Here is a 25,975-nt window from a genome sequence, read left to right as displayed (position 1 = left end):
TTACCCGCCCGTCGCCAAGGCGACGGGCAACCCAATAAAGACAATAAAACTCAACCTAGTGTGAAGGAATTAAGAGAATGGCAACTCCTCATATCAATGCAAAAGATGGCGCCTTTGCTGACACAGTGCTGATGCCGGGCGACCCCCTGCGTGCCAAGTACATCGCCGAAACCTTCCTGGAGAACGTCGAGCAGGTGTGTGACGTGCGCAGCATGCTCGGCTTCACCGGCACCTACAAGGGTCGTCGCATCTCCGTCATGGGCCACGGCATGGGCATCCCGTCCTGCTCCATCTATGCCAAAGAGCTGATCACCGACTACGGCGTGAAGACCCTGATCCGTGTGGGCTCCTGCGGTGCCGTGCGTGAAGACGTGAAACTGCGTGACGTGGTGATCGGCATGGGTGCCTGCACCGATTCCAAGGTCAACCGTCTGCGCTTCAAGGATCACGACTTCGCCGCCATCGCCGACTTCGACCTGGTTGCCAACGCCGTGCAAGCCGCCAAGAACAAGGGCGTCGCCGTGCGAGTGGGCAACATCTTCTCCGCCGACCTGTTCTACACCCCGGATCCCTCCATGTTCGACGTCATGGAAAAATACGGCATCCTGGGTGTCGAGATGGAAGCCGCCGGCATCTACGGCGTGGCCGCAGAGTACGGTGCCAAGGCACTGACCATCTGCACCGTCTCCGACCATATCCGTACCGGTGAGCAGACTACCTCCGAAGAGCGTCAGCTGACCTTCAACGACATGATCGAAATCGCGCTGGACTCCGTGCTGCTGGGTGACTGATCTCGCAGCTTCGGCTCCAGACAAAACGGCGACCTCGGGTCGCCGTTTTTTTATGGCCGATGGTCGGCCGTTTCCCCGGTTTTTGTCCCCGGCGGGGGCGTTGGCGAGACGATGATCATGTTGATCGACGATGGGAAGAGGAGCGCCAGATCGCCACCTATGCTCTCACCTAACCCCATATAGAGGTTCAGGTTACAAAAAGAGTGAATCTCCTCATTAAGGCAATACTTTCCCTCGTGCTGGCCGTGCTGGCCGTGCTGGCCGTGCTGATGGCCTGGCAGGAGCTGTTGGCGGCGGATGGCAGGAGGGCGCCGCAACAAACAGCATCACAACCTGGGGGTTGTCGTCATAAGATGACAGCCCATAACGGTGCGCAACTAAGCTGCACAATTGCCACAAATGAGGCCGCGTTCTTCGCATACCTCGTGGCAATGCCTCGCCATTGCTTCAGGTGCAGAAAGACATTTTCCACTCTATGCCTTGCCTTATAAACCTCCCTGTCGTGCTCCCGCTGTTCCTTACGATTACGCTTGGACGGGATCACCACCACCATTCTCCGAGACGCTGCCTGCGCTATCAGGGCATTGGTGTCATCACCCCGGTCAGCCAGTAAATACGCGGCTTTCAGACCCTCAATCAAGGCCGACGCCTGGGTGCAATCTGCTGTCGTTCCAGAGGTGACGATGCATCTTGGCATTCCATGCGCATCAGCTGCCAAATGGATCTTGCTGTTCAGCCCCCTTTTTACCCGGCCAAGCAGAGTCCATGCATGGTCGGAGATATAGTGGCGGCGATGAGCAGGAATAGTCATCTGATAGTTGGATGCAGCTGCTAAGAGGGTGGGGTTGTACGCAATTCAACCAGCTAATGACGACAGCCCCTAAGGTGTTCAGGCGTAGCTTGAGACAGAAGCAAATGAATTTTTCACGCCTTTTCAGCCGGTTTTGGGTGTGATCTCGATTAGTGGTTTATGTTTTCGGTATGAGACGCCCGCATTGAATGCAATGAGATACAACATTTGTGGAAATCATCAGGCAAGAGGTGCATCAGCCACTCCAGCAAAAGGAAGCAAGATCATGAAGCAACCCCTATTTCGCCGTAGCGCGTTGGCGGCAGTGCTCGCCCTCAGCACGGTATTGGCTGCCTGCAAAGAGGAGCCGCCTGCCGTCACGCAAAATGTTCAGCCCAGCGTAGCCTCTGCTGCCAGCACAACCAGCGCTGCCAGCCCTGCGGTCGCACCGCAAGCGCAGCCCGTTAACGCACCAGCCTCGAAATATACCCCGGAGGCTCTCGAGACCCTGCTTGCACCCGTAGCGCTTTACCCTGATGCGGTATTGGCTCAGGTGTTGGCCAGCGCCACCAATCCGCAAGAGGTGCTCGATGCCGGCAACTGGCTAGTCGCCCACCCCAATCTCAAAGGGAAAGAGCTGACCGCCGCCATTGCGCCGCTGGGCTTTACGCCGCCAACCATGTCGCTGATGCACTTCCCGACCGTCATGGACATGATGTGCTTGAAGATGGAGTGGACGACCGAGCTGGGCAGTGCCTTCCTGGCCGATGAACCGGGCGTACTGGCAGCCGTTCAGCGCCTGCGCCAACAGGCGATGGAGGTGGGCAACCTGAAAGACTCAGAGCAGATGAAAGTGGCCAAGGATGAACAGAACAATCAGCAGATCGTCACCATTGCACCGGCCAACCCTGACGTCGTTTACGTCCCGCAATACGACCCAACCGCCGTCTATAGCGCGCCAGCTGCCGGGCCAGCCCCAGCAGCGGTGACCACAGGAACCACGACAACGACCGCGCCTGCGACAACGACAGTGGTAGAAAATGATGATAACGACAACGATAACGAGGATGAATACGACCGCGATGATATGGTCTTGACGGGCTTGCTCGCCTTTGGTGCGGGCATGTTGGTCAACGAGGTCTTCAACGACGATGATGATGAGGGCGATTATTATTACCCGCGGTGGGGATCTGATTATCCCGGCGGTTACGCTCCCTATCGTTATAACCCCAACTATGGCAATGGTTTTCGTCCCGCCAATGGGTACAACCGTCCGGCCAACTATCAGCGGGGCTCTAACAACAATATCTATATCAACGCCAAGGGGGATGATTACTTCAATAAGTTTGAGCGCGGCCCCAATAACTACATGCGCCAAGCCGACAGCCCCATCACGGCGGCTCGCCCCCAGCGTGCTGAGCTGGCTAACTTGGAACAACGCTCGCTGAATAACGAGGCAGGGGGGCGCCAACGAGATGCCACACCGAAAGGGAGTTATGCGGGGGCCAATCGCCAACCTAACAGCGAATACGCCGGTGCACCACGCGCTGTCAATGAGGTGAACAGGGAGGCTCGCGCAACCACGCCGAAGGGGAGCTATGCGGGAGCCAACCGCCAACCCAAAAGCGGCAACACCAACGCGACACGCGACGCGAGACAGGTGAGTAGGGAGGCGAATGTGGCCCAACGCACGCCGCGCCAGGGCAACTACGCAGGGGACAAGGTCAAGCGGCAGCAAATCACGCCACAGACCGCTGGAACGCGTGATCGCGGCTATGTCCAACCACGCGCCACTCACAGCAAGAGCGCAGCACAGACTGCAACACGCAGAGCACCTGCTGCCTCAAAGAGTGCCTTCCAAGGGGTACAGAATACGGGCAGAACCGAGCGCGCCGCCAGCCAACGTGGGCGCGAAAGTGTGGCTAGTAGCGCGCGTACCGGGCGCACAACTCAACCCAGACGGAGTACGCGATAATGAAGCGTTTGTTGAAATGGAGTTGGGCCCCCTCATGGGGTTTGGCCCTGCTAGCCCTGACCTGCGCCAGCGACGCAAGCGCCATGGCACAGCGCACCTTCGCCACCCCGGATGAGGCGGTGCAGGCCCTGATCACGGTCTTGGAGCGAAACGATGTCACCGCACTGACGCTGTTACTCGGCGAAAATAGTGAGGAGGCCATCACCTCGGGGGATGAGGTGGCCGATGCCAATGATCGCGCCGCCTTCGTCGCGAGCTTCAAGAGCAAGCACCAACTGGTGGCCGAAGGTAAGGATAAAATGATACTGGTCGTGGGGGAGTCGGATTGGCCACTGCCAATCCCCCTCGTGGCCGCAAATGGCAAGTGGTATCTCGATGGCGCCACAGGTGCCAAAGAGATCGTCTATCGCCGCATCGGTCGGAATGAGTTGGGGGCGATTGCGGTGTGCCGTGGCTTTATCGACGCGCAGATAGAGTACGCCGCCGTGGGGCATGATGGCCAAACAGCGGGACTCTTTGCGGCAAAACTGCGTAGTGATGCAGGACAACAAAATGGACTCTATTGGCCTGTGGGCAAGGGTGAACCAGCAAGCCCGGCCGGAGAGGAGGTCGTCAGTGCCGCGGCAGAGGGCTACAAGGCCGTGGTCGATCAACGCACACCCTATCATGGCTACTACTACCGTATCTTGTATGCCCAAGGAGCCGCTGCCAATGGGGGGAGGAAAGAGTACTTTGTCGAAGGGGAATTAAGAGACGGTGTCGCCCTGATCGCTTGGCCAGCCGATTATGCCAACAGTGGGGTGATGACCTTCATGGTGAATCACGAGGGGCGGGTTTATCAAAAGGATCTAGGGGCCGACACGGCAACTGTCGTTGAGGCGATCCAGCTGTTCGATCCCGATAAGAGCTGGTCGCTGGTGGTTAGCAAAGAGGGTGATTAGGGCTCTTTACCTACCATAGAATCTTGGCAAATAGCATGGGCCGAGAGCGGCGTTATTGAGATCACATGAGGTGATGCGGGGCCGGTCGGCCCCGCGTTGCGCTCTGGCGTTTAGGCCAGCCGGTCCCGTCGTCGGCCAACAGAAAAGTGTCGTGGTCAAGCAACAATGGCCGTTACTGCCGTGAGTTCCAGCAGACCGTTACGGTGAACGGCAAGAAAGGGGATGCGTACGGTGCTGTGTGTCGAGGCTGGGATGGATCCTGTGAAGTCGTCTCGGACTGACGCTATTCGATCCCGGGCGGCGGGGCGTGCTCGTTGGGCGCCGCCGTCTGGGCGCTCTTCTTCTTGTGCTTGCGCACCCGCATGTAGTTGCGGCGCACCCCATAAGAGATGAGCAGACCCGCCAGCAGCATCACCAGCAGCATCAGGCGCTGTTTCTCCTGGCTTATCTTGAGGCGGATATCCTGCTGGGCCAGGAGTTTCTGCTCCTCCAGCGTGATGCGCAGGTAGCCGAGGGTCAGGTTGTCATCCTGGATCTCCTGCACGAACTGGATGCGGCCCTTGCCCTGCTCCGGCAGTGACTTGTTGTCGGCCCCGATGGGCAACAGGCTCTCCAGTGGCACGGCCTGATCCGACTGGGCGAGGGGAATGCCGCGCGCATCATAGAGGGTGACATCGAGGATCTCGGGCTCGGCGGCCAGATCCTGAGCCAGTCGCTCCAGCTCGCTCTCCTTGTCCTCCTTGATCCAGCGTCTCATGTCGCGGGCGGCGTAGGCCACCAGGGCCTGGGCCCGATCGCGGGCCTCGCTGTGCAGCGCAGCTTGGCTCTCCCCCTGCATGTGAATAAGCAGGCCCAGCACCCAGAGGCCGAGCAGGCTCCCGGCCGCTAGGCTGATAACACGTTTGATGGGGAGATGACGCAAAGCGCTGAGCCTCGTGGTGATGAGCAGTGGCCGGATCTTGGCGCTTGCCTGTACAAAAAGCAATACGCTACTCTGGGCCAGCACCCTAAACCCCCTGCTCTCCAAGGAAGGCGTCACCCCTATGTTGTTGTCCCAGCTTCCCCCCGCCCTGTCCGATTGGCCCGCCGCCCTCTGTGGCGCCCCATGCTGGCAGCTGACCGCCGAAGCCCTGCTGCCCGCGACCCGGTCCCATGATGGTGCCTGGATAGTCCTGTTTGGCCAGGATCTCGGGCCCCGCCATCTGAGCCGTCTGGCGACCTTGCTGGCGAACAAGGGGATCGAGACTAGCCTCTACCCCGCCGGGGAACAGGCCGGCATCCCCTTGCTGCTGCTCGGTACGGACCGTTTCTCCCCCGAGCTGGTGCAGGCCCTCAAGGCGCAGGAGTGGGACATCGATCTCTGCCATCTGCCCGCGTTGCCCACCCTGAGCGAGCCGGGTCTGCTAGTGATGGACATGGACTCCACCGCCATCCGGATCGAGTGCATCGACGAGATCGCCCGCCTGGCCGGGGTGGGAGAGCAGGTCTCCGCCGTGACCGCGGCGGCCATGCAGGGCAAGCTGGAGTTTGCCGACAGCCTGCGCAGCCGGGTCGCCCTGCTGGAGGGCGCCCCGGTCGCCATTCTCGATGAGGTGGCCGCGGTTATGCCCTGGATGCCGGGCCTGCAGCTGATGGTCGATACCCTCAAGCAGGCGGGCTGGAAGGTGGCGATCGCCTCCGGTGGTTTCACCCGCTTCGCCGGCGAATTGCAGCAGGCACTGGGACTGGATGCCATCTTCGCCAACGAGCTGGCCACCGAGGACGATCGTCTGACCGGGCGAGTGAGTGGTCGCATAGTGGACGCCGCCGTCAAGGCCGAGGTGCTGCAACGGCTGGCGACAGATCATGGCATCCGGCCGGCCCAGACGGTGGCCGTCGGCGACGGGGCCAACGATCTCAAGATGATGGCCGTCGCCGGACTCGGCATCGCCATCCACGCCAAGCCGCTGGTGCGGGCCCAGGCGGCCGCCACCCTCAATCATCATGATCTGGAAGGGGTGCTCTGCCTGCTCGGGGCCATCGCCTGTCGCGAGCGCCGCTGGAATTGAACCAGGGTCAAGGAGGACCTGACAACAAGATGAAACTGTTACAACAATCCCTGTTTATCCCCTGCGGCGAGCATCGGCTGCATGTGCGCCACATCCGACCGGGTGTGGCGGTGCATGCCGAGCCCATCCTGATGGTGCACGGCGCCATCGAGAACGGCCGCATCTTCTACACCGAATCTGGCAAGGGGCTGGCCTGTTTCCTGGCCCGGCACGGCTATCAGGTCTATGTGGCCGATCTGCGCGGCCGGGGCCTGAGTACCCCGGCCATCGCCGAGCAGGCAGGGCATGGCCAGCATGAATTGATCACCGAGGATCTGCCCGCGCTGCAGCACTGGGTGGCGGCCCGTCATGCCGGTGCCAGGGTGCACTGGATGGCGCACTCCTGGGGCGGGGTCCTCATGGCCTCGACCCTGGCGCGTTTCCCGGCGCTGGCCGATCAGATCGCCAGCCTGGTGTTCTTTGGCACCAAGCGGGGCGTGTCGGTGCAGAACCCGGAGCGCTGGCTGAAGGTGGATCTGATCTGGAACAGGCTGGCTCCCTGGCTGGCGCGTAACACCGGCTTCCTGGCGGCGCGCAAGCTGAAGATGGGGGCGGATGACGAGCCCCTGCGCTACCTGCAGGAGACTATCCCCTGGGTGAAGTGCGGGCCCTGGCAGGATCCCCACGATGGCTTCGCCTATGACGAGGCGGCGAGCCGGGTGCAGTGGCCACCGCTCTGGATGATCTCGGCCCGGGCCGACAAGGTGTTGGGTCACCCGATAGATGTGCGCCGTTTCAGCACCGAGATGGGCTCGGCTACCCGTCACACCCGGCTTGGCCTGGACAATGGCAACCGGCTCGATTATGACCACATCAACATGCTGACGGCCCCCCAGGCACAGGAGGATCACTTCCCGCAGATCCTCGCCTGGCTGAGCAACCCGCAGGCGGCCTGAGATGGGACAGGAACAAAAAGGGCGGCCCTCTGGGGCCGCCCTCTTCTCATCCCGCCGGCGGCGTGATGCCAAGCCGGAACAGGGTGGCCTGACTGGTATCGGTCAGCTCGCCCACCCCCATCACGCTCCACAGCTCCTCTTCCAGCTTCTTGGCCTTGTGAATGGCGAACTTGGCGATGTAGTCCAGTTCGTTGGCGATGAAGCTGGTGTCCGGGCGGCCGGTGCGGGAGATGCCGACCAGCACCGAATAGAACTCCCCCTGCTGCAGCGCCAGCTCGACGAAGCGGCGCTTCTCCTCCGCCGACGGGAAGCTGCTGGCCAGCCGGCTACGAAACAGGGGGGCGCCCCCCTGCGAGCGCAGGCAGGCGATGTAGACTTCCGCCTCCTTTGGCTTGTCTTCCCGCTCGATGGTGCGCAACGGCTCGAGCAGCAGGGTCTTGAGCAGCCCCCCCTGAAACAGGGGATAGAGGTTGGCCTGCTCGTCTTGCTCGGCGCAGGCGTGCAACAGCCTGGACAGGCTGCGTGGCCGGGGTGCCAGGCCCACCGCGGCCGGCCTGGGCGCCCCCTTGAGCTTATTGATATAGACCGGCGTGTCGAAGATGTGGTGGGTGAAGATATTGCGCAGCGCCCGCGCCATGCCGCGGTAGCGCCTGTGCTCCCTGGTGGTCTTGAGTTTGTTCTGGTTGCTCTCGATAAGCAGGCTGAAGAAGTGATGGCCAATGTGGCGCGCCGGCTCCCCTTCGATGCACAGGTGCAGCACGGTGCGGCTCAAATTGAGGCTGACCAGCCGGTAGGGGAGGCGTTGCAGATCCATGCTCTTGGCCAGATCCTGCAGCCGCGGCAGGGCGACCTGGATGATATCCCCCTTCTCCCCGACGAAGGGCGCCTCCAGCTCGACTTGCATGCCATGGGCCGAGATGTCGCGGGTCCAGCCAATCCAGGCACGCTCCTGGTGGCGGATCACGATCGCCGTCTTGTGGACGTAGCGTGCCTCCTTGCGCAGCTGTACGTAGTGCAGCGTCTCTATCTCGAAGGGGGCGGCGCTGACGTCGTGACCGAAGCGCTGCAGATCGTTGGCGTTGTGGGATTGGCTGGCGTCGTAGCGAAACTCTTCGCGCTGCTGGTCGAGCCCGATCTCCTGCAGCAGGCCAACATGGCCGATTTGCTGGAGCCGCTCGCGCAGCAGCAGATCTTGTAACTGATGCGGCTCCCCGGCCTGCTGGTTGTCGAGATCGGCCTCATGCAGGGCGCACGCCTCCAGGCTGAACTTGTAGACGCGCCAGCTCGGGCGACGCGCCCCGACCTGGAAGAACAGGGCGGTCAGGCCGCTTTGCTGCAGCTCCTCCCGGGTGGCCGAGAAGAAGTAGAGGTGGCTGCGGACCGAATGGGTGAAGCTGTAGATCAGGGTCTCGCGCAGTCCCCCTTTGGCCGGCAACAGCGCCTGCATGCGGGTCGCGCCGAACAGGCTGGCGAGCATGTCGCGGTTCTTGGCATCCCGCCAGTACTCCAGCACGTGCTGGTTGTTCTCGGTGCGCAGGGCTATCTCCAGGGCGGGGCTCTGTCCCGTGCCAAAGAAGAGCGGCATGCCGGTCATGCGTGGCAGGTAGAACTGCTCATACCCCTTGATGACGGCTGCCGACAGCAGGTAGTCGACGCTGACCCGGTAACGGCTGCGGTTATGCTCGATGAACTCGCCGAGGAAGCGGTCAAAGGCGGGGTGTTCGCCGCTCTTCACCAGTCGCAGCCAGAACTTGCCCTCCTTGCGCTCCTCCCCCAGGATCTGGTAGCTGATGGGCTGGCGCAGCATGGGGTTGGCATGCTCACGCTCCAGGCCGGTGAAGAGGACCTCGATCTGTTCGCCGGTCTGGTAGCTGGGCAGATAGGGCACCGAGACCCGGATCCCGCCGAGTGAGATATCCGAGCTCTTGGCGAGCAGCTTCTCTCCGTCGGCCAACCTGAGCTGCATGGGGGAGCTGAAATGCATCCGCTCCTCCTGTCGGCCGTAGTGGCTGGCAAAGGGGATGGCGCTGACATCGAAGGGACTGAACGGGCTGGCGGGCAGGGCGAGGCTCTCGCCCTTGCCCTGATGATGCTTGTACCAGTCGTGCAGTGTCTCGTAGACCCCCAGGGTATAGCTGTCGCGGTAGAGGTAGCACTGGGACTGAAACAGCTCGATGGCCTCGGCAGGCATGAAGTGGGTGACCCCCTCGAACTCGTACACCACACAGAGTTCGCTCAGCTCATTGCGCATGTCGATCACCCGCCGGCAGGGGGTGCACTTGCGCTTGATCTCCATCTTGAGCAGGAAACGGCTGTTGGTGTTTTCGTTCTGGGTCAGGCGTGTGAAGAGCTCATCGAAATCCTTTTCTCTGAGCAGGGGGACGAGTTGTTCTATCAGGTGTAGTGGTTGTTCTGAATCCATGTATTCCTGCCGCGGAAAGTCACTTTTCCGATTCTGGGTTTGATCTGTCGGTCGCAAACAAGTATATCAAGCAGGAATTCATCCTGTCCCCGAGTTATCCATGGCCAAAAACAAAACTGCCTATGTTTGTACCGAATGTGGAGCCGACTTCTCTCGCTGGCAAGGTCAGTGTGGCGAGTGCAAGGAGTGGAACACCATCACCGAGGTCCGGCTGGGCGTCACTACCCCTGGCAAGAGTGCCCGCTACACCGGCTATGCCGGCGCCATCGGCAGCCAGGTACAGACCCTGGCCGAGGTCGCGACCACCGAGATCCCCCGCTTCGGTTCGGGCTTCAAGGAGCTGGATCGGGTGCTGGGCGGCGGTGTGGTGCCCGGTTCGGCCATCCTCATCGGCGGCAACCCGGGGGCAGGCAAATCGACGCTGCTGCTGCAGACCATGTGTGGCCTGGCCGAGCGGATGAAGACCCTGTATGTGACCGGGGAGGAATCCCTGCAACAGGTGGCGATGCGTGCCAGCCGGCTGGGGCTGCCCACCGACAAGCTGCGTATGTTGTCCGAGACCAGCGTGGAGCAGATCTGCATCATCGCCCAGCAGGAGCAGCCGCAGATCATGGTCATCGACTCCATCCAGGTGATGCATGTGGCGGATGTGCCGTCATCCCCCGGCTCCGTCTCCCAGGTGCGGGAGTCGGCGGCCCTGCTCACCCGCTATGCCAAGCAGAATCACGTCGCCATCTTCATGGTGGGTCATGTCACCAAGGACGGTACCCTGGCCGGTCCCAAGGTGCTGGAGCACTGCGTCGACTGCTCTGTGCTGCTGGACGGTGCCCACGACTCGCGCTTTCGGACCCTGCGCTCCCACAAGAACCGGTTCGGCGCGGTCAACGAGCTCGGCGTGTTCGCCATGACGGGGCAGGGGATGAAGGAGGTGAGCAACCCCTCCGCCATCTTCCTGAGCCGCGGTGACGAGCAGGCCCCGGGCTCCATCGTGATGGTGATCTGGGAGGGCACCCGCCCGCTGCTGGTGGAGTTGCAGGCGCTGGTGGACTACTCCCAGGTTTCCAACCCGCGGAGGGTGGCGGTGGGGATGGATCACAACCGCCTCGCCATGCTGCTGGCGGTCCTGCACCGTCACGGCGGCCTGCAGATGGCGGATCAGGACGTCTTCATCAACGTGGTCGGCGGGGTCAAGGTCGAGGAGACCAGTGCGGATCTGGCGTTGCTGCTGGCCATGGTCTCCAGTTTCCGGGATCAGGCCCTGCCCAAGGATCTGGTGGTGTTCGGCGAGGTGGGGCTGTCTGGCGAGATCCGGCCGGTACCGTCCGGTCAGGAGCGGCTGCAAGAGGCTGCCAAGCATGGCTTCCGCCGTGCCATAGTCCCCTATGCCAACGCCCCCAAGCATCCCATCGAAGGGATGGAAGTGGTGCCGGTGAAGAAGCTGGCGGATGCGCTGGAAGCCCTCTAAAGAGAGTGCGATCCATAGAATGGCAAGCAGACAACAAAAAGGAGCGCATCGGCGCTCCTTTTTCGTGGCTTATCCTAGGCTAGGGCTGAGCGTGCTCCTGGTGCTCTTCCAGCAGTTGTTCCAGCTCGCGATACAGCAACTGCTCCTCCCCCACGTTCAGCTCGATCATCCGCTTCAGGTGGCTGGCGCTGTCGATGTCGATGTGGTGGCAGTAGAATCCCAGCTTCTTGCTGGCCTCGTGGGTCAGCTCTACCTGCATCCTGATCACTATGTCACTGCCGCTCAGCACGAAGCTGAGCTCATACTCCTTGTCGTCGCTGCCAGACCAGGCTTCGGGTCTGAGCAGCAGGGCGCCTTGCAGGGACACGTCGATCAGCTGGGTCGGCCATTGGCGCTGGCCCTGCACCAGGCTGGCCGCGGTCAAATAGAAGATCCTGGTAAAGTGGCGGCGCTCGGGCATGCTCATCTCCGGTCTGCGTTTGGACGCAGTGCTAACAAATCATGCTCCAAAGTGTAATGCAGCTTGTTCATCAGGACCTTGAGGTGGCTCCGGTATTGAGCATCAGGGTTGCGGGTGGCTGAGGGACTCGACCACTTGCAATGCCTTGACCAGCCGGTCTTCCTGCTTGAACCTGTCCTCCAGCACGGGGCCCAACTGGTTCAGATCCTCATCGAGCAGCAGTAACTGGGCCTCGTCGGCGTTGCTGTATTTATCGTTGAATTCCAGGGCGAACTCGGTGCAGGCCCGGATGTGGGGATAGATGCGCTTGGCCAGTTCCAGTTTGTCGCCGCTGGCCTGCTCGAAGGCGGTGACCACGTGGTTGTAGATCTCGAAGTGACCGGCGCTGACATAGTCGACCAGTTGCTCGCAGAAGCGCTGCAAGTCGACGTGACCGGGGAGGGATCGCTGCTTGGATCTGGCGGGCATGAGCCCGGCCAATCGCATGTACTCGACCAGCAACGCCTGCCTGGCATCCAGCCAGTCATCGATCGCCCTGTGCTTGCCTGCCAACGCGCGCTTGGTTTGTTCCAGTTCAGTTAACATAGTCCCTCCATGGGCATGGACATGCGGCGCTATGGCTGCATGCCTCCGGTCATTCTCATCGACTGACGACACCCCCTATAACTAGGGAAAATACGGTTGACCGTCAATAGGAGTGTGGGGATATTGTTACATCAGATGGGGCTTCGGGTACAAGCCCTCATCACTTGCTCGCCGCTTTCTGGTCATGAATGATGATGAGAGGGCGAGATATGTGACTATTTCCGCAGATCTTGATGAAAACCCCAGCATTCAAGCCAATCCGGCTGATAAAGCCTTTGCCTGAGTGTTTTTTTTTGAATAGAGTGGCCCGGTGCTAAATGCCCGATCATAAAGGAAATGTTATGAACAAAGCTCAACTTGTCGATGCAATTGCCGCCAAAGCAGACCTGAGCAAAGCTCAGGCCAAAGTGGCTCTGGAAGAGATCATCAATGGTATTACCCAGAGTCTGAAAGAGGGCGATGCCGTTCAGTTGGTGGGTTTTGGTACCTTCAAGGTAAACCATCGCGCAGGCCGCACCGGCCGCAACCCGCAAACTGGTAAAGAGATCCAGATTGCAGCCGCCAATGTGCCGTCCTTTGTGGCAGGCAAGGCGCTGAAAGACGCCGTAAAGTAAGGGCGTAAAGTTATCGAATGAAACCCGGCTCCCGCCGGGTTTTTTCTTGCCATCGTCAGCCTAATTTGTTTCGGATACACTCAGAATATGGCATGCGCTGTAGTGAGGTGGATGATGGAACAGAAGAATGCCATTCGGCAGGTGGCCGTGCCTTGGGCACCGTCCCGCCAGCTTCCCCCCGGCCTGGTCGTGGCCGAGCTGCATCAGGATATCTGGAGTGACACCCTGACCGTCATGCTGGGCCGCGCGCGCAGTATCGACCTGCCACCGCAGCCGCTCTGCCGGGTCAGTTTCCGCCACATCTTCGCCGTGCGGGTGATGGAGGATTGCGACCTGGCGGAAGGCCGGGACAGTCATACCATCGAGGAGCAAATCCAGCTGATCATCCCGTCCCGCTTCGCCAGCTGGTTCCATCAGGAGTCCGATGGCCTGCATCTGGACGAGGATCTGCAGCACTATCGCATCTCGACCTGGGACTACTGCGCCGACGTGCTGACCTCGTCGCCCCCCGAGCTGCAGTTTGTGGATCTGAGCGAGTAATCAGGGCGCCGCGATCCCTATAAAATCGATATAAAAAAGCCGGAACATCTCCTGTTCCGGCTTTTTCATGGCTCATCGGCATGAGTGTGGTGGCTGCTAGCCCAGCAGCTGATCCTTGTGCAGTCCCAGCACGAGCACCAGCCCGAGCAGGTAGAAGGCGGTGAGCTTGATGCCGAGGATGGCAAGCAGGCCGGCGCAGAGGCGCACCAGCGCCTTGTGCAGCCAGGAGCCGGTGAAGCGATACATGGCTTACTCCACCGTCAGCGGGCTGGCGAACTCGGGTACCTTGGCCATGGCATCCAGCACCACCTGGATATCAGCGCCCGGTTTGCAGGCGTTCTCGCTCAGGTGGCGACGCCAGGCGCGGGCGCCCTGCATGTTCTGGAACAGGCCGAGCATGTGACGGGTCATGTGGGAGAGGTAGTTGCCCTTGGCCAGCTCCGACTCCATGTAGGGCAGCATCATCCGTACCACCTCGTGGCGGCTCGGCAGCTCACCGCCCAGGCCGAATACCTGGCTGTCCACTTGGGCCAGCAGATAGGGATTCTGATAGGCCTCACGCCCCATCATGACCCCGTCCACATGCTGCAGGTGCTCCAGGGTCTGCTCCAGGCTGGTCACACCCCCGTTGAGGGCTATGGTCAGGTCGGCATAATCCTGCTTGACCCGATAGACACGCGGGTAGTCGAGTGGCGGGATCTCGCGGTTCTCACGCGGGCTCAGGCCGCTCAGCCAGGCCTTGCGGGCGTGGACGATGAAGGTCTCGCAGCCGGCGTCGCGCACCTGCTCGATGAAGGCTTGCAAGAATTCGTAGGAATCCTGCTCGTCGATGCCGATCCGGGTCTTGACCGTCACCGGAATGCTCACCACATCGCGCATCGCCTTGACGCAATCGGCGACCAGGGTCGGTTCACCCATCAGGCAGGCGCCGAAGCGGCCGTTCTGGACCCGATCGGACGGGCAGCCCACGTTGAGGTTGATCTCGTCATAACCGCGCTCCTCCGCCAGCTTGGCGCAGCGGGCCAGATCGGCCGGGTTGCTGCCCCCGAGCTGCAGGGCGATGGGGTGCTCCTGCTCGCTGTAACCCAGATAATCGCCCTTGCCATGGATGATGGCGCCCGTGGTCACCATCTCGGTGTAGAGCAGTGTCTGGCGGGTCATCAGACGGTGGAAATAACGGCAATGCCGATCGGTCCAGTCCAGCATGGGGGCGATGGAAAAGCGCTGCGCCTGCATAAAAATCATCCGGGTTGGCAAAACAAGGGGCCGGATTCTACCACAACGTGAGACGGCCCCAGAAAATGAATTTTGTCGCCGCGCCACCTGGGGCCCTGTGATAGTATCCGGCTAATTGACAGGGTGACTGTGTGATCATGAATCAAGACCAACTTTTACAACGAGCGGAACGCCTCTGCGAGCAACGCGGGATCCGGTTTACCCCGACCCGGCGCCAGGTTTTGCGGCTGCTTGCCGCCCACGGCAACGCCATCAGCGCCTACGATCTGCTGGCCCAGCTGCAGCAGACCGAGGCCCATGCCAAGCCCCCGACCGTCTACCGGGCGCTCGACTTTCTGCTCGAGCAGGGTTTCGCCCACAAGGTCGAGTCCCTCAACGCCTTCATCTTCTGCTGCCATTTCGACCATGCCCATCCCATGCAGTTGCTGATCTGCGATCGCTGCGGGGAGGTGGTCGAGCTGCATGATCCGGCCATCGACGGCGCCTTTTCCGAGCAGGCTCACCTGCATGGTTTTACTATTACCAACAAGACCATAGAGGCTCATGGTCAATGCGCTCGCTGTTCGTCCACCGTAGGAAGTCAAGATGAAGGCTGATTTTGTAAACCCGTTCCTGCTCTCCCTGCTCAACGTGCTCTCCACCATGGCACAGCTGGAACTCAAGCCGGGCGCCCCCAAGCGCAAGACGGATGAGCTGGCACGAGGGGATGTCTCCGGTCTCATCGGCATGGTGGGCCCGCAGACCAGGGGTTCGCTCTCCATCAGCTTCGAGAAGGGGCTGGCGCTCGAGATCATGCGCCGCATGCTGGGGGAGGCACCGGCCACCCTCAATGAGGAGGTGACCGACATGGTGGGCGAGATCACCAACATGGTGACCGGCGGCGCCAAGCGCATGCTGGGGGAGAAGGGCTACGAGTTTGACATGGCGACCCCGATCATCGTCTCGGGTCCCAACCACACCATCACCCACAGGGCAGATGGTGCCAAGATCATGATGCCGTTCGATTCTGACTACGGCCGTGCCACCATCGAAATCTGCTTCGAGTAACCATCATGTGGAAAGCGCTGAAATGGAGTTTCATCGGTGGCGTCCTGCTGCTGATCCTGTCCGATATCCAGATCAACACCTCGATCTACAAGTATGAAGACAACAGCGTGCTGATCAGCTTTCCGCGCTGGCAGGCAGACCGGCCCTGGGGCACCTTCCAGTGGCATGCCGGTCGGGTGGAGCAGCATTGGTATGGACTGGAGGGCAGACCCAAGCCGGCATCCGTGCTCTAGCTCCATGTCCCGTACCAGGGCAGCGCCCCGGTAATCACACAAAAACAGAGAGGCCAGCAGATGCTGGCCTCTCTTGTATCGGTATGACGGACGATCAGGCGGCTTCGGCGGCCAGCTTGTCGCCGGTGCGGACCAGCACGCCGAGGCCACAGGCCAGCAGGGTCGGCAGCAACCAGGCCAGGCCCTTGTCAAACAGCGGCAGGAAGGCGAACGCATCCATCTTCATGCCGGCAGCGCCGAGGCCATCCAGGCAGCCGAACAGGAAAGCGACCAGCAACACGGAGCGGAACACCAGGCGGGGACGACCGAAGTAGCCCTTCAGGAAAGTGACCAGCACCAGCGCCACGGCGACCGGATAGATGGCAACCAGCACCGGAATGGAGAGGCTGATGAGCTGGCTCAGGCCCACGTTGGCGACCACGGCACAGATGCTCCCCAGCAGTACGACCAGCTTCTGGTAGCTGATGCCGGTGAGATTGTGGAAGAAGTCGGAGCAGGCGGAGATCAGGCCCACGGCGGTAGTGAAGCAGGCCAGGGTGATGATGCCCGCCAGGATGAACTGGCCCGGCTGACCGAACAGGCTCAGCACATAGGCGTTCACGATGGCGCCGCCATTGCTGACGTCTGAGGCCACGCCGGCGGCGGTGTTACCCAGCTGGAACAGGGAGACATAGACCACGGACAGACCGATGGCGGAGATGACGCCCGCGATGGCCAGGTACTTGAACTGGCTCTGGTAGTCGTTGATGCCTTTCTTGCGCAGCAGATCGACGATCAGGGCGCCAAACATCAGGGACGCCAGGGTGTCCATGGTGTTGTAGCCTTCCAGGATCCCTTTCACCAGGGGGCTGTGCTGATAGTCGCCGGACGCGGCGGGCATGGTGCCCTGAGGCGCGACGAAGACGCCGACGGCCAGGGTCAGCAGCAGGATCATCAGCACCGGGGTCAGGTACTTGCCGATGGCATCCATCAGCTTGCCCTGGTTGAGGGAGACCAGCATGGCGACCCCGAAGAAGAACAGGGTGTAGACGACCAGACCGGCCTGTCCCATGTCACCGATGAAGGGCTTGAGGCCCATCTCGTAGGCTACCAGGCCGGTACGGGGGGCGGCAAAGGCCGGGCCTATGATGATGTAGATGGCGACGGCCAGGGTGGTGGCCACACCGGCGGGCAGCAGCTTGGTCATGCCGGCCCAGCCGTTGCCGGCCTTGGCGACGGCGAGGATGGTGATGAGCGGCAGGCCCACCGCGGTAACCAGGAAGCCCAGCATGGCCAGGGGAAGGTTCTCGCCTGCCATGTAACCGGCCAGCGGCGGGAAGATGATGTTACCGGCGCCCAAATAGAAGGCAAAGGTCATGAAGCCCAATCCGAGTACGTCGGATAATGTGAGTGATTTCGTCAAGTTCAACCTCGTCTGTCTTGTAAACTATTGCTTGTTATAGTTTTTTATTGGTCGATGACCGGTGTTGTTCAGGGGTAAAAAAAAGGAGCCCCGCTGCTTTTTTCATCGCGACCAGTGGTTTGAGCTGGTCTTGAGCGGGTGCTCGTTTGCCAGTCAGCATAATGATGTGAAAAAATAGTTCAAGGCGAAATTTACATCTTCAAATAGAAGGGGTGGGTTAGTTGGATGTATCTGTCGGAATAGCCTCCAGCAGTAGAATGGATCACAATCTCACCCCTCTCACACCTGCTTAATCCTCTGCCAAGTAGCAATAAAACGCGATTTGCCGCTTTACCTGCTCTGGTGATAACAGCTGTATAACAAAAGCCGTACAAATCATAATCTGCCGAGATGCATAAAATTTCATCCGCCATGGCGGTCGGCAGCACCAGCGCCACCCGCCCGTCGGCGGCCAGCAAACGAGCGCACGCCGCCAGCAGATCCCGGCTGCCGAGGGCGCCGGTGTGGCGGGCCAGCGCCCTGGCCGGATCGCTAAACGACTGACCCGCCACGAAATAGGGGGGGTTGGAGACGATGAGATCGTAGGGCGCTGCCTGATAGTCCTGAATCGCACTCTCGATGATGCCGGCCCGGGTGGGCCAGGGGGAGGCCGCCACGTTCGCTCTGGCCTGGGCGACTGCATCCTTATCCAGCTCCACCCCGTCGATGTGACAGTCGGCATGGCTGCGCTGGGCCAGCATCAGCGCGATGAGGCCGCTGCCGGTGCCTATGTCCAGCACCCGACGCGCCGCGGCGATGGGCGCCCAGGCTCCCAGCAGTATGCCGTCGGTGCCGACTTTCATAGCGCAGCGATCGTGATCGATGTGAAATTGTTTGAAGGTAAAACCGCTGTTTCGTCCCATCTGACCCCCGCCATCTCTCTGCCATACCCAAAATGGTCGGCGATTATAGCGGCTAAGCCATAGTCGCCATAGGAGCCGGCGGCATAATCGCCTATAATCTGCCGTTTCCTTAATGACCGAGTATTGCCATGAGCCAGTCCTTTGATGATTTCGACCTGAATCCAGCCCTCAACCGGGCCCTGGCCGAGATGGGATTCACCCGCCCCACTACCATTCAGCAGATGGTGCTGGAGCCAGCCCTGGACGGCCGCGATATTCTGGCATCCGCTCCGACCGGTACCGGCAAGACGGCCGCCTTCCTGCTGCCCGCCATGCAACACCTGCTGGATTTCCCGCGCCGCAAGCCGGGCCCGTGCCGCATGCTGATCCTGACCCCGACCCGCGAGCTGGCGCTGCAGGTCAGTGCCCACGCCAAGGCGCTGGCGGTGCACACCCACCTCAGCATCGAGACCATCATCGGCGGTGTCAGCCACGAAGAGCAGCTGCCGGCCTTGACCAAGACCACCGACATCGTGGTGGCGACCCCGGGCCGCTTGCTGGAATACATCGACAAAGAAGAGTTCGAGAGCCACGACATCGAGGTACTGGTGTTGGATGAAGCCGACCGCATGCTGGACATGGGCTTCGTCAAGGACGTGAACCGCATCGTGGCCGAGGCGCGTTACCGCAAGCACACCATGCTGTTCTCCGCGACCCTGGAAGGGGCCGGGCTGGAGAAGTTCGCCAACGAGATCCTCAAGGAGCCGGTCGAGCTGCACGCCGAGCCCCCCCGCAGCGAGCGTCGCCCTATCACCCAGTGGGTGCACCTGGCCGATGATGCCGCCCACAAGCTGGCGCTGCTGATCCACATCCTGAAGGATCCGGAAACCCAGAAGGCCATCGTCTTCGTCAAGACCCGTGAGCGGCTGGCTGAGCTCTCCGGCCAGTTGCAGGCGGCCGGTGTCTCCTGCGCCTGGATCCGTGGCGAGATGGAGCAGAGCAAGCGCATCGAGTCGATCCGCAAGTTCCACGCCGGTGAAGTGCCCTTCCTCATCGCCACCGACGTGGCCGCCCGTGGCATCGACTTGCCCAACGTCAGCCATGTCATCAACTACGACATGCCCTACGGCACCGACGTCTATGTGCACCGCATCGGCCGCACCGGTCGAGCCGGCAACCGTGGCTGCGCCATCAGCCTGGTGGAGGCCCACGATATGGCCATGGTCTCCAAGATCGAGCGTTACACCGAAGAGCGCCTCAAGCGCCGGGTGATCGACGTGCTGCGTCCCAAGCATAAAGAAGCGCGGGTGCCGGTGAAGAAGAAGAAACCTAAGGATGGCAAGAAGAAGTCGGCCAAGAAAAAGAAGTAATACCCGATGCAAAACGGCCATCCTCGGATGGCCGTTTTGTTTGCTGCCACCGGCGCCCTGCCGGCGGGTGGAAAGACGCGCAGAAAAAAGCCGACGCATAAACGTCGGCTAACAAAAAGTGCTTACAACAGAGGATTCACGTATTCAGACCCGGGGATCCTCTGTTGGTTCCTTTTTTTCGTAATTAATTTTCAGCACGCTTGAACATCAGGGTGTGCGCATCAGACTCTTCTGGCACGAAATAGTAGCCACCGGCATTGAAACCGATCAGCTGCTCCACCTCGGTCAACCTGTGCTTGATGATGTGGCGCGCCATCATGCCGCGAGCCTTCTTGGCGTAGAAGCTGATGATCTTGAACTGACCGTTCTTCTCGTCCTTGAACACAGGCGTCACTATCCGGCCCTTCAGTACCCGCGGGCGTACCGACTTGAAGTATTCGTCGGACGCCAGATTGACCAGTACCTCGCTCCCCTGTGCGGCCAGCGCCTGGTTGAGGTGTTCGGTGATGATGTCGCCCCAGAACTGATACAGATCCTTGCCGCGCTCGTTGTCGAGACGGATCCCCATCTCCAGCCGGTAGGGCATCATCAGGTCGAGCGGGCGCAGCACGCCATAGAGGCCGGACAGCATGCGCAGGTGTGCCTGGGCAAAGTCGAGGTCCGCCTCGCTGAAATCTTCCACGGCAAGGCCCGTGTAGACATCGCCCTTGAAGGCCAGCAGCGCCTGGCGGGCGTTGCTCGGGGTGAAGTCCGGTTGCCACTGCGCGAAGCGTGCCGCGTTCAGTCCCGCCAGCTTGTCGCTGATCTTCATCAGGCTGGCGATCTGATCAGGGGCCAGTTGTCGGGCCCGGGTGATCAGCCGGGCGGAGTGATCCAGCAACGCGGGCAGGGTGAAACGGGAAGTCACCAGCGGCGACTCGTAGTCCAGCGTCTTGGCCGGGGAAACCACAATCAGCATAACTATCCTTTCTAGCGGTGACGCACGCCCCTCATTCGTCCAGGGTGACGTTGTCCAATGAACCTGCGCCCAGCTGCTCACGACCGGACAGCTTGATCAGCAGCCGCAGGTCGTTGGCGGAGTCAGCGTGGGCAAGGGCCTCACTGTAGCCAATTTGGCCGGCGCAGAACAGGGCGAACAGCGCCTGATCGAAGGTCTGCATGCCGAGCTCGCTGGATTTGGTCATCACCTCCTTGAGCCGATGCATCTCGCCCTTGCGGATGATGTCGGTGATGAGCGGGGTGTTGAGCAGGATCTCGAAGGCGGCGACCCGGCGGCTGCCATCGGTGCAGGGCAGCAACTGCTGCGCGACGATGGCGCGCAGGTTGAAGGAGAGATCGAACAGGAACTGGCGGTGTTTCGCCTCTGGCACCAGATGGAGGATGCGATCCAGCGCCTGGTTGGCGTTGTTGGCGTGCAGGGTGGCGAGACAGAGGTGGCCCGTCTCGGCAAACTGGATGGCCAGCTCCATGGTCTCCTGGTTGCGGATCTCGCCGATGAGGATGACATCCGGCGCCTGGCGCATGGAGTTCTTGAGCGCCACATCGAAGGATTCGGTATCGATCCCCACCTCCCGCTGGGTGATCAGGCAGCGGCCGTGCTGATGCACGAACTCCACCGGATCTTCCACCGTCAGGATGTGACCGTCCCCGTGCTGGTTGCGATAACCAATCATGGCCGCCTGGGTGGTGGACTTGCCGGCGCCGGTGGCGCCGACGAACAGCACCAGCCCGCGCTTGGCCATGGCCACCTCTTGCAAGATGGGGGGCAGCACCAGCTCGCCGAAGCTGGGGATATGGGTCTCGATGCGGCGCAGCACCATGCCCGGCATATCCTGCTGCCAGAAGGCGCTGACCCGGAACCGTCCCAGCGCCTCGCGATGGATGGCGTAGTTTGCCTCCCGGCTATGCAGGTAGCGCTCGAAGTGCTCAGCGTCCAGGCTCTCCCTGACCAGGGCCAGCGCAGCCGGCCTGTCCAGCGGTTTATCGCCGAGCGATACCAGGCGCCCATTGACCTTGAGGGTGGGCGGGGCATCGACCGTGATGAACAGATCCGAGCCCTTTTGGGCAACCAGTTCAGCCAGCAGAACATCCATGTTCATAGTGTCTCCTTGGAGTGAGCTTGTCCTAGATACTGTTGGGATCGGCCGCCTTGGCCTTGGCGTCGAGGGCGGCGACTATGCCCCGGTTGACCAACTGCTTGAGGCTCTGATCCATGGTTTGCATGCCGTGGGTCATCCCGGTCTGGATGACGGAGTAGAGCTGGGCAATCTTGTCTTCCCGGATGAGGTTTCGCACCGCGGGGATGCCCATCATGATCTCGTGGGCCGCCACCCGGCCCCCGCCGATCCGCTTGAGCAGGGTCTGGGAGATGACGGCGCGCAGGGACTCGGACAGCATGGAGCGCACCATGTCCTTCTCCGAGCCGGGGAAGACGTCGATGATCCTGTCTATGGTCTTGGCGGCCGAGGAGGTGTGCAGGGTGCCAAACACCAGATGGCCGGTCTCGGCGGCGGTCATGGCGAGACGTATGGTCTCCAGATCGCGCATCTCCCCCACCAGTATGATGTCCGGATCCTCCCGCAGCGCCGAGCGCAGGGCGTTGGCGAAACTCCTGGTGTCGCGGTGCACCTCGCGCTGGTTGACCAGGCAGCGCTTGTTTTCGTGCACGAATTCGATGGGATCCTCGATGGTGAGGATGTGGTGGTGGAAGTTGTCATTGATGTAATCGACCATGGCCGCCAGGGTGGTGGACTTGCCCGAGCCGGTCGGGCCGGTGACCAGCACCAGGCCGCGGGGGAATTCGGCGATCTTGCGAAACATCTCCGGGGCCCCCAGATCCTCCAGGCTCAGCACTGTGCTGGGGATGGTGCGGAACACTGCGCCCGAGCCGCGCGCCTGCTGGAAGGCGTTGACCCGGAAGCGGGCCAGATTGGGCACCTCGAAGGAGAAATCCACCTCGAAGTTCTCTTCCAGCTCCTTGCGCTGGTGGTCGTTCATGATGTCGTAGATGAGGGCGTGCACTTCCCGGTGTTCCAGGGCGGGCAAATTGATCTTGCGAACCTCCCCATCAACCCTGATCATCGGGGGAACCCCAGCCGAGAGGTGTAGATCCGAGGCCTTATGCTTTACACTGAAAGCCAATAACTCTGTGATATCCATAGACTTGTTATTCTCCCATCACAAGATCACGAACGAAATATGAACCAGATTGCCCAGCACCTGCTTCAGGTAAAGGAACGTATTGTACAGGCTGCCCGGCGGGTTGGCCGCGGAGCCGAACATATCCAGCTGCTCGCGGTCAGCAAGACCAAGCCGCTGGAAGACATCCAGGCCGCCTATGCCGCGGGTCAGCGCCGATTCGGCGAATCCTATGCCCAGGAGGCGGCGGCCAAGATCGACACCCTGCGCGCCCAGGCCGACTGCGCAGACATAGAGTGGCACTTTATCGGCCCGCTGCAATCAAACAAATCCAGACTGGTGGCGGAGCGATTCGACTGGGTACAAAGTGTCGATCGTGACAAGCTGATCGAGCGCCTCAACAGCCAGCGTCCGGCCGGGCTGACTCCGCTAAATGTCTGTCTGCAAATCAATATTAGCGGAGAGAGCAGCAAATCCGGTACGTCGGAGCAAGAGATTTTCCGTCTGGCCGCGCTGGTCGCCCGGAGTGAACGGCTGGTGCTGCGTGGCCTGATGGCCATTCCCGAGCATACCAGTGACGAGGCGGTATTGGCCGCACAGATGCGGCGTATGCAGGCTCTGTTCACCGAGCTTGCGCAACAATACCCGAGTGTCGATACCCTCTCGATGGGCATGACCGAGGATCTCGAGCCGGCGATCGCCCATGGCAGCACCATGGTACGAGTCGGAACAGCCATCTTCGGTGCCCGCGATTATTCATAAACAGCAGCACGGGGTGCCGCCTGTCCCCGCCTTCGTCGGCGCAGGCGAACCGCCGTGTTGGCAGCCAATAACAGGAGTGTTTGATGCAACATAGAACCCTCGCCTTCATCGGGGCGGGCACGCAGGGCTCCGCAGTCATTTCATCAGCAGGAGTGCAAGATGCAGCATAAGATCCTCGCCTTCATCGGGGCGGGCAACATGAGCCGCAGCATCATTGCCGGCCTGATCCAGGCGGGTTATCCGGCCGAGCGCATCATCGCCGCCAACCCCAGCCGTCCCAAACTGGATGCGCTGGCGAGCGACTATGGCATTCGCATCACCCAGGACAACGCCGAGGCGGCCCGGGCGGCCGAGGTCATAGTGCTGGCGGTCAAGCCGCAGCTGATGGCCGCCATGCTGGGCGCACTGGTCGCCGAGCTGGGGTCGCTGACCGGCAAGCTGCTCGTCTCCATCGCCGCCGGTATCAAGGTGGCGCGCCTTGGCGAGATGGCGGGGGGTCACACTCGCATCATCCGCACCATGCCCAATACTCCCTCCCTGCTGGGACTGGGGATGACGGGTCTCTATGCCCCGGCGGGCATTGAGCAGGGGGATCGCGACTTTGCCGAACAGATGATGCAGGCCGTGGGCAAGACCCTCTGGGTGGAGCAGGAGAGCGGCATCAACGGCGTCATCGCGGCGGCGGGCAGTGCGCCTGCCTACTTCTTCCTGTTTATGCAGGCGATCGCCGAGCAGGCGGAGGCGATGGGCTTCTCGCCCGAGCAGGCCCGCCTACTGGTGCAGCAGACCGCCCTCGGCGCCGCCGCCATGGTGGAGCAGAATCCTCAGCTCTCCTTGCAGACCCTGCGCGAGCAGGTGACCAGCAAGGGCGGCACCACGGCCGAGGCCGTCAAGACATTCCAGGAGCAGGGGCTGATGCCGCTGACCGCTCACGCCATGCAGGCGGCCGTCACCCGGGCCGCCGAGATGGAAACCCTTTTCTGATCACGCTTACGGCTTAACAAGGAGCCCGGATGAACACGGCTTACTTTCTGATTAATACGGTTTTTGATATTTACCTCATGGTGGTGTTGCTGCGCGTCTGGTTGCAGTGGGCCCGCGCCGACTTCTACAACCCCATGAGCCAGACGGTGGTCAAGCTGACCAACCCGCTGGTGGTGCCGCTGCGTCGCATTATCCCCGGCTTTGGCGGCCTGGACATGGCCTCGGTGCTGCTGGCCCTGATCATCGCCTTCGCCAAGCTGGCGCTGCTCAAGAGCATGAACGTGCTGCTGACCGACTGGCTCACCCTCAGCCTGTTCGCCGCCCTCACCGTGCTGAAGAAGGCGGGCGCCATGATCTTCTGGGTGCTGCTGATCCGCGCCATCCTGAGCTGGGTCAGCCAGGGTCGCAACCCTATCGAATACGTGATGCACCAGCTGACCGAACCCTTCCTGGCACCGATCCGCCGCATCCTGCCGGCACTGGGTGGTCTGGATCTCTCGGTGTTGGTCGCCTTTATCGGCTTGCAGGCCATAAACTATCTGTTGGGGGATCTGTTCGGCCAACTGTGGTTGATGATCTGATGCCGGCCGTCCTGCGAGAAGGGGACGGGCTGATACTGCATCTGGTGATCCAGCCCAAGGCGAGCCGGGATCAGATCGTCGGGTTGCACGGCGAGGAGTTGAAAGTGGCCATCACGGCGCCGCCGGTGGATGGCCAGGCCAATGGCCATCTGATCAAGTACCTGGCCAAGCAGTTCAAGGTGGCCAAGGGGCAGGTCCGTATAGTGCGGGGGGAGCTGGGACGACACAAGACGGTCGCCATCGAGGCGCCAAGGCAGATCCCCGCCGAGATCAGTGCCCTGCTGGAGTCGTAAACACGAGAAGGATGACATCATGAAAACAGCCTGGATTAGCTGCCTGCTGGCACTGTTGATGACGCTGCCACTGCGGGCCGAACAGATGAAGGAGCTGGGTCCCTGGCAGGTGCATTACAACGCCTTCAACTCCAGCTTCCTCACCCCCGAGGTGGCCAAGGCCTATGGTCTGGAGCGCAGCCGCTACAACGGCATCGTCAACATAGCGGTGCAAAACAAGCAGGGGGTGGCTCAGGCGGTGGGCATCAGCGGGGAGGCCAAGAACCTCACCGGCACCATCCGTACCTTGACCTTCCAGGAGGTGAAGGAGGGAGACTCCATCTACTATCTGGCGGTGCTGCCCTACCGCAACGAGGATACCTATCAGTTCACCCTGAAGATCATGGGCGAGGGGCAGCAGCAGACGCTGACCTTCCAGCAGACCTTCTACGTCGACTGAGCCGGGTCGATGAAAAATGCCCCGAACCTGTGTTCGGGGCATT

Annotated in this window: 28 protein-coding genes and 1 pseudogene; 17 read left to right on the top strand and 12 right to left on the bottom strand. The window is 61.3% G+C overall.

Annotation, left to right across the window (positions count from 1 at the left end; genetic code table 11):
* The first annotated feature begins 77 nt into the window (after window positions 1–77).
* Window positions 78–791 carry a purine-nucleoside phosphorylase gene (deoD, locus tag KW825_RS05915; RefSeq protein WP_042652069.1) on the top strand — a complete coding sequence of 238 codons (714 nt, stop codon included), beginning with the start codon at window positions 78–80 and terminating at the stop codon, window positions 789–791.
* A 346-nt stretch (window positions 792–1,137) separates the two neighbouring features.
* Here the strand turns inward: deoD and KW825_RS05910 are convergent.
* A pseudogene (locus KW825_RS05910) lies at window positions 1,138–1,548 on the bottom strand (IS5 family transposase); the annotation flags it as partial.
* A 319-nt stretch (window positions 1,549–1,867) separates the two neighbouring features.
* Between KW825_RS05910 and KW825_RS05905 the strand changes: the two are divergent.
* A complete protein-coding gene (locus tag KW825_RS05905) occupies window positions 1,868–3,556 on the top strand; it encodes a DUF3300 domain-containing protein (RefSeq protein ID WP_218328614.1) in 1,689 nt (562 codons plus the stop codon).
* Window positions 3,556–4,497: a DUF2950 domain-containing protein gene (locus KW825_RS05900; RefSeq protein WP_218328613.1), complete on the top strand. Its 942-nt coding sequence runs from the start codon at window positions 3,556–3,558 to the stop codon at window positions 4,495–4,497. Before KW825_RS05905 ends, KW825_RS05900 begins: the two co-directional genes overlap by 1 nt.
* Window positions 4,498–4,780: 283 nt before the next feature.
* Here KW825_RS05900 and KW825_RS05895 read toward each other — a convergent pair whose 3' ends face one another.
* Window positions 4,781–5,419: an AhpA/YtjB family protein gene (locus KW825_RS05895; RefSeq protein WP_218328776.1), complete on the bottom strand. Its 639-nt coding sequence runs from the start codon at window positions 5,417–5,419 to the stop codon at window positions 4,781–4,783.
* Window positions 5,420–5,540: 121 nt separating this feature from the next.
* On the opposite strand from KW825_RS05895, the gene serB reads away from it, so the two are divergent.
* Window positions 5,541–6,545: a phosphoserine phosphatase SerB gene (gene serB, locus KW825_RS05890; protein WP_218328612.1), complete on the top strand. Its 1,005-nt coding sequence runs from the start codon at window positions 5,541–5,543 to the stop codon at window positions 6,543–6,545.
* Between the two features lie 29 nt (window positions 6,546–6,574).
* Entirely contained in the window at window positions 6,575–7,480 is a 906-nt protein-coding gene (locus tag KW825_RS05885) for an alpha/beta fold hydrolase (protein ID WP_218328611.1), read from the top strand.
* 46 nt (window positions 7,481–7,526) lie between these two features.
* On the opposite strand, the gene KW825_RS05880 is transcribed toward KW825_RS05885, so the two are convergent.
* Window positions 7,527–9,902 carry a PilZ domain-containing protein gene (locus KW825_RS05880; protein WP_218328610.1) on the bottom strand — a complete coding sequence of 792 codons (2,376 nt, stop codon included), beginning with the start codon at window positions 9,900–9,902 and terminating at the stop codon, window positions 7,527–7,529.
* 100 nt (window positions 9,903–10,002) lie between these two features.
* Here KW825_RS05880 and radA point away from each other — a divergent pair, with 100 nt between their 5' ends.
* Window positions 10,003–11,367: a DNA repair protein RadA gene (radA, locus tag KW825_RS05875; RefSeq protein WP_218328609.1), complete on the top strand. Its 1,365-nt coding sequence runs from the start codon at window positions 10,003–10,005 to the stop codon at window positions 11,365–11,367.
* A gap of 79 nt (window positions 11,368–11,446) precedes the next feature.
* On the opposite strand, the gene KW825_RS05870 is transcribed toward radA, so the two are convergent.
* A complete protein-coding gene (locus KW825_RS05870) occupies window positions 11,447–11,827 on the bottom strand; it encodes a PilZ domain-containing protein (protein WP_042652198.1) in 381 nt (126 codons plus the stop codon).
* Window positions 11,828–11,929: 102 nt separating this feature from the next.
* Window positions 11,930–12,412, bottom strand: coding sequence for an Rsd/AlgQ family anti-sigma factor (locus tag KW825_RS05865; protein ID WP_042652077.1), 483 nt, complete (start codon window positions 12,410–12,412; stop codon window positions 11,930–11,932).
* A gap of 341 nt (window positions 12,413–12,753) precedes the next feature.
* On the opposite strand from KW825_RS05865, the gene hupA reads away from it, so the two are divergent.
* Together hupA and KW825_RS05855 are read left to right on the top strand one after the other, a co-directional pair.
* Window positions 12,754–13,026, top strand: coding sequence for a nucleoid-associated protein HU-alpha (gene hupA / locus KW825_RS05860; protein WP_005305063.1), 273 nt, complete (start codon window positions 12,754–12,756; stop codon window positions 13,024–13,026).
* A 114-nt stretch (window positions 13,027–13,140) separates the two neighbouring features.
* The gene (locus tag KW825_RS05855) at window positions 13,141–13,566 is read left to right on the top strand and encodes a hypothetical protein (RefSeq protein WP_042652078.1); all 426 of its coding nucleotides are present in this window, start codon (window positions 13,141–13,143) and stop codon (window positions 13,564–13,566) included.
* 96 nt (window positions 13,567–13,662) lie between these two features.
* On the opposite strand, the gene KW825_RS05850 is transcribed toward KW825_RS05855, so the two are convergent.
* Both KW825_RS05850 and dusA read right to left on the bottom strand, forming a co-directional pair.
* Window positions 13,663–13,812, bottom strand: coding sequence for a hypothetical protein (locus tag KW825_RS05850; RefSeq protein WP_218328608.1), 150 nt, complete (start codon window positions 13,810–13,812; stop codon window positions 13,663–13,665).
* 3 nt (window positions 13,813–13,815) lie between these two features.
* Window positions 13,816–14,802 carry a tRNA dihydrouridine(20/20a) synthase DusA gene (dusA, locus tag KW825_RS05845; protein ID WP_218291163.1) on the bottom strand — a complete coding sequence of 329 codons (987 nt, stop codon included), beginning with the start codon at window positions 14,800–14,802 and terminating at the stop codon, window positions 13,816–13,818.
* A gap of 137 nt (window positions 14,803–14,939) precedes the next feature.
* Between dusA and zur the strand changes: the two genes are divergently transcribed.
* The 3 genes from zur to KW825_RS05830 are packed head-to-tail and all read left to right on the top strand — an operon-like array spanning window position 14,940 to window position 16,082.
* Window positions 14,940–15,398, top strand: a complete 459-nt coding sequence (zur, locus tag KW825_RS05840; RefSeq protein WP_042652080.1) for a zinc uptake transcriptional repressor Zur — start codon at window positions 14,940–14,942, stop codon at window positions 15,396–15,398.
* Window positions 15,388–15,849 (top strand): chemotaxis protein CheX, encoded by a 462-nt coding sequence (locus tag KW825_RS05835; RefSeq protein WP_042652081.1) that lies wholly within the window; start codon window positions 15,388–15,390, stop codon window positions 15,847–15,849. Before zur ends, KW825_RS05835 begins: the two co-directional genes overlap by 11 nt.
* A gap of 5 nt (window positions 15,850–15,854) precedes the next feature.
* Window positions 15,855–16,082: a hypothetical protein gene (locus KW825_RS05830; RefSeq protein ID WP_042652082.1), complete on the top strand. Its 228-nt coding sequence runs from the start codon at window positions 15,855–15,857 to the stop codon at window positions 16,080–16,082.
* Between the two features lie 94 nt (window positions 16,083–16,176).
* Here KW825_RS05830 and brnQ read toward each other — a convergent pair whose 3' ends face one another.
* Window positions 16,177–17,439, bottom strand: a complete 1,263-nt coding sequence (brnQ, locus tag KW825_RS05825) for a branched-chain amino acid transport system II carrier protein (protein ID WP_242380592.1) — start codon at window positions 17,437–17,439, stop codon at window positions 16,177–16,179.
* 236 nt (window positions 17,440–17,675) lie between these two features.
* A complete protein-coding gene (locus KW825_RS05820) occupies window positions 17,676–18,386 on the bottom strand; it encodes a tRNA1(Val) (adenine(37)-N6)-methyltransferase (protein WP_218328607.1) in 711 nt (236 codons plus the stop codon).
* A 128-nt stretch (window positions 18,387–18,514) separates the two neighbouring features.
* On the opposite strand from KW825_RS05820, the gene srmB reads away from it, so the two are divergent.
* Complete coding sequence (gene srmB, locus KW825_RS05815) at window positions 18,515–19,735, top strand: ATP-dependent RNA helicase SrmB (RefSeq protein ID WP_042652084.1); 1,221 nt, start codon at window positions 18,515–18,517, stop codon at window positions 19,733–19,735.
* A 184-nt stretch (window positions 19,736–19,919) separates the two neighbouring features.
* Here srmB and yaaA read toward each other — a convergent pair whose 3' ends face one another.
* From yaaA to tapT, 3 genes are read right to left on the bottom strand one after another with little or no spacing between them, the layout of a single operon-like run.
* A complete protein-coding gene (yaaA, locus tag KW825_RS05810; protein WP_218328606.1) occupies window positions 19,920–20,693 on the bottom strand; it encodes a peroxide stress protein YaaA in 774 nt (257 codons plus the stop codon).
* Between the two features lie 31 nt (window positions 20,694–20,724).
* A complete protein-coding gene (locus KW825_RS05805; RefSeq protein ID WP_042652086.1) occupies window positions 20,725–21,834 on the bottom strand; it encodes a PilT/PilU family type 4a pilus ATPase in 1,110 nt (369 codons plus the stop codon).
* A gap of 25 nt (window positions 21,835–21,859) precedes the next feature.
* Complete coding sequence (gene tapT, locus KW825_RS05800; RefSeq protein WP_042652087.1) at window positions 21,860–22,894, bottom strand: type IVa pilus ATPase TapT; 1,035 nt, start codon at window positions 22,892–22,894, stop codon at window positions 21,860–21,862.
* Between the two features lie 39 nt (window positions 22,895–22,933).
* On the opposite strand from tapT, the gene KW825_RS05795 reads away from it, so the two are divergent.
* The 5 genes from KW825_RS05795 to KW825_RS05775 all read left to right on the top strand — a co-directional run bounded on the left by KW825_RS05795 (window position 22,934) and on the right by KW825_RS05775 (window position 25,932).
* Window positions 22,934–23,635, top strand: a complete 702-nt coding sequence (locus KW825_RS05795) for a YggS family pyridoxal phosphate-dependent enzyme (protein ID WP_218328605.1) — start codon at window positions 22,934–22,936, stop codon at window positions 23,633–23,635.
* 159 nt (window positions 23,636–23,794) lie between these two features.
* On the top strand, window positions 23,795–24,619 hold the full coding sequence (proC, locus tag KW825_RS05790) for a pyrroline-5-carboxylate reductase (protein ID WP_218328604.1): 825 nt from the start codon (window positions 23,795–23,797) through the stop codon (window positions 24,617–24,619).
* A 29-nt stretch (window positions 24,620–24,648) separates the two neighbouring features.
* Window positions 24,649–25,200: a YggT family protein gene (locus KW825_RS05785; RefSeq protein ID WP_042652090.1), complete on the top strand. Its 552-nt coding sequence runs from the start codon at window positions 24,649–24,651 to the stop codon at window positions 25,198–25,200.
* Window positions 25,200–25,493: a DUF167 family protein YggU gene (yggU, locus tag KW825_RS05780; protein WP_218291168.1), complete on the top strand. Its 294-nt coding sequence runs from the start codon at window positions 25,200–25,202 to the stop codon at window positions 25,491–25,493. Before KW825_RS05785 ends, yggU begins: the two co-directional genes overlap by 1 nt.
* 19 nt (window positions 25,494–25,512) lie before the next feature.
* The gene (locus tag KW825_RS05775) at window positions 25,513–25,932 is read left to right on the top strand and encodes a DUF4426 domain-containing protein (protein WP_042652092.1); all 420 of its coding nucleotides are present in this window, start codon (window positions 25,513–25,515) and stop codon (window positions 25,930–25,932) included.
* Window positions 25,933–25,975: the final 43 nt, after the last annotated feature.

It is taken from the genome of Aeromonas sp. sif2433 (assembly GCF_019218705.1).
GTDB classification, from domain to species: domain Bacteria; phylum Pseudomonadota; class Gammaproteobacteria; order Enterobacterales; family Aeromonadaceae; genus Aeromonas; species Aeromonas encheleia.
Note: the sequence above shows the minus strand (reverse complement) of the source record. Positions and strands in the feature narration are given on the sequence as shown.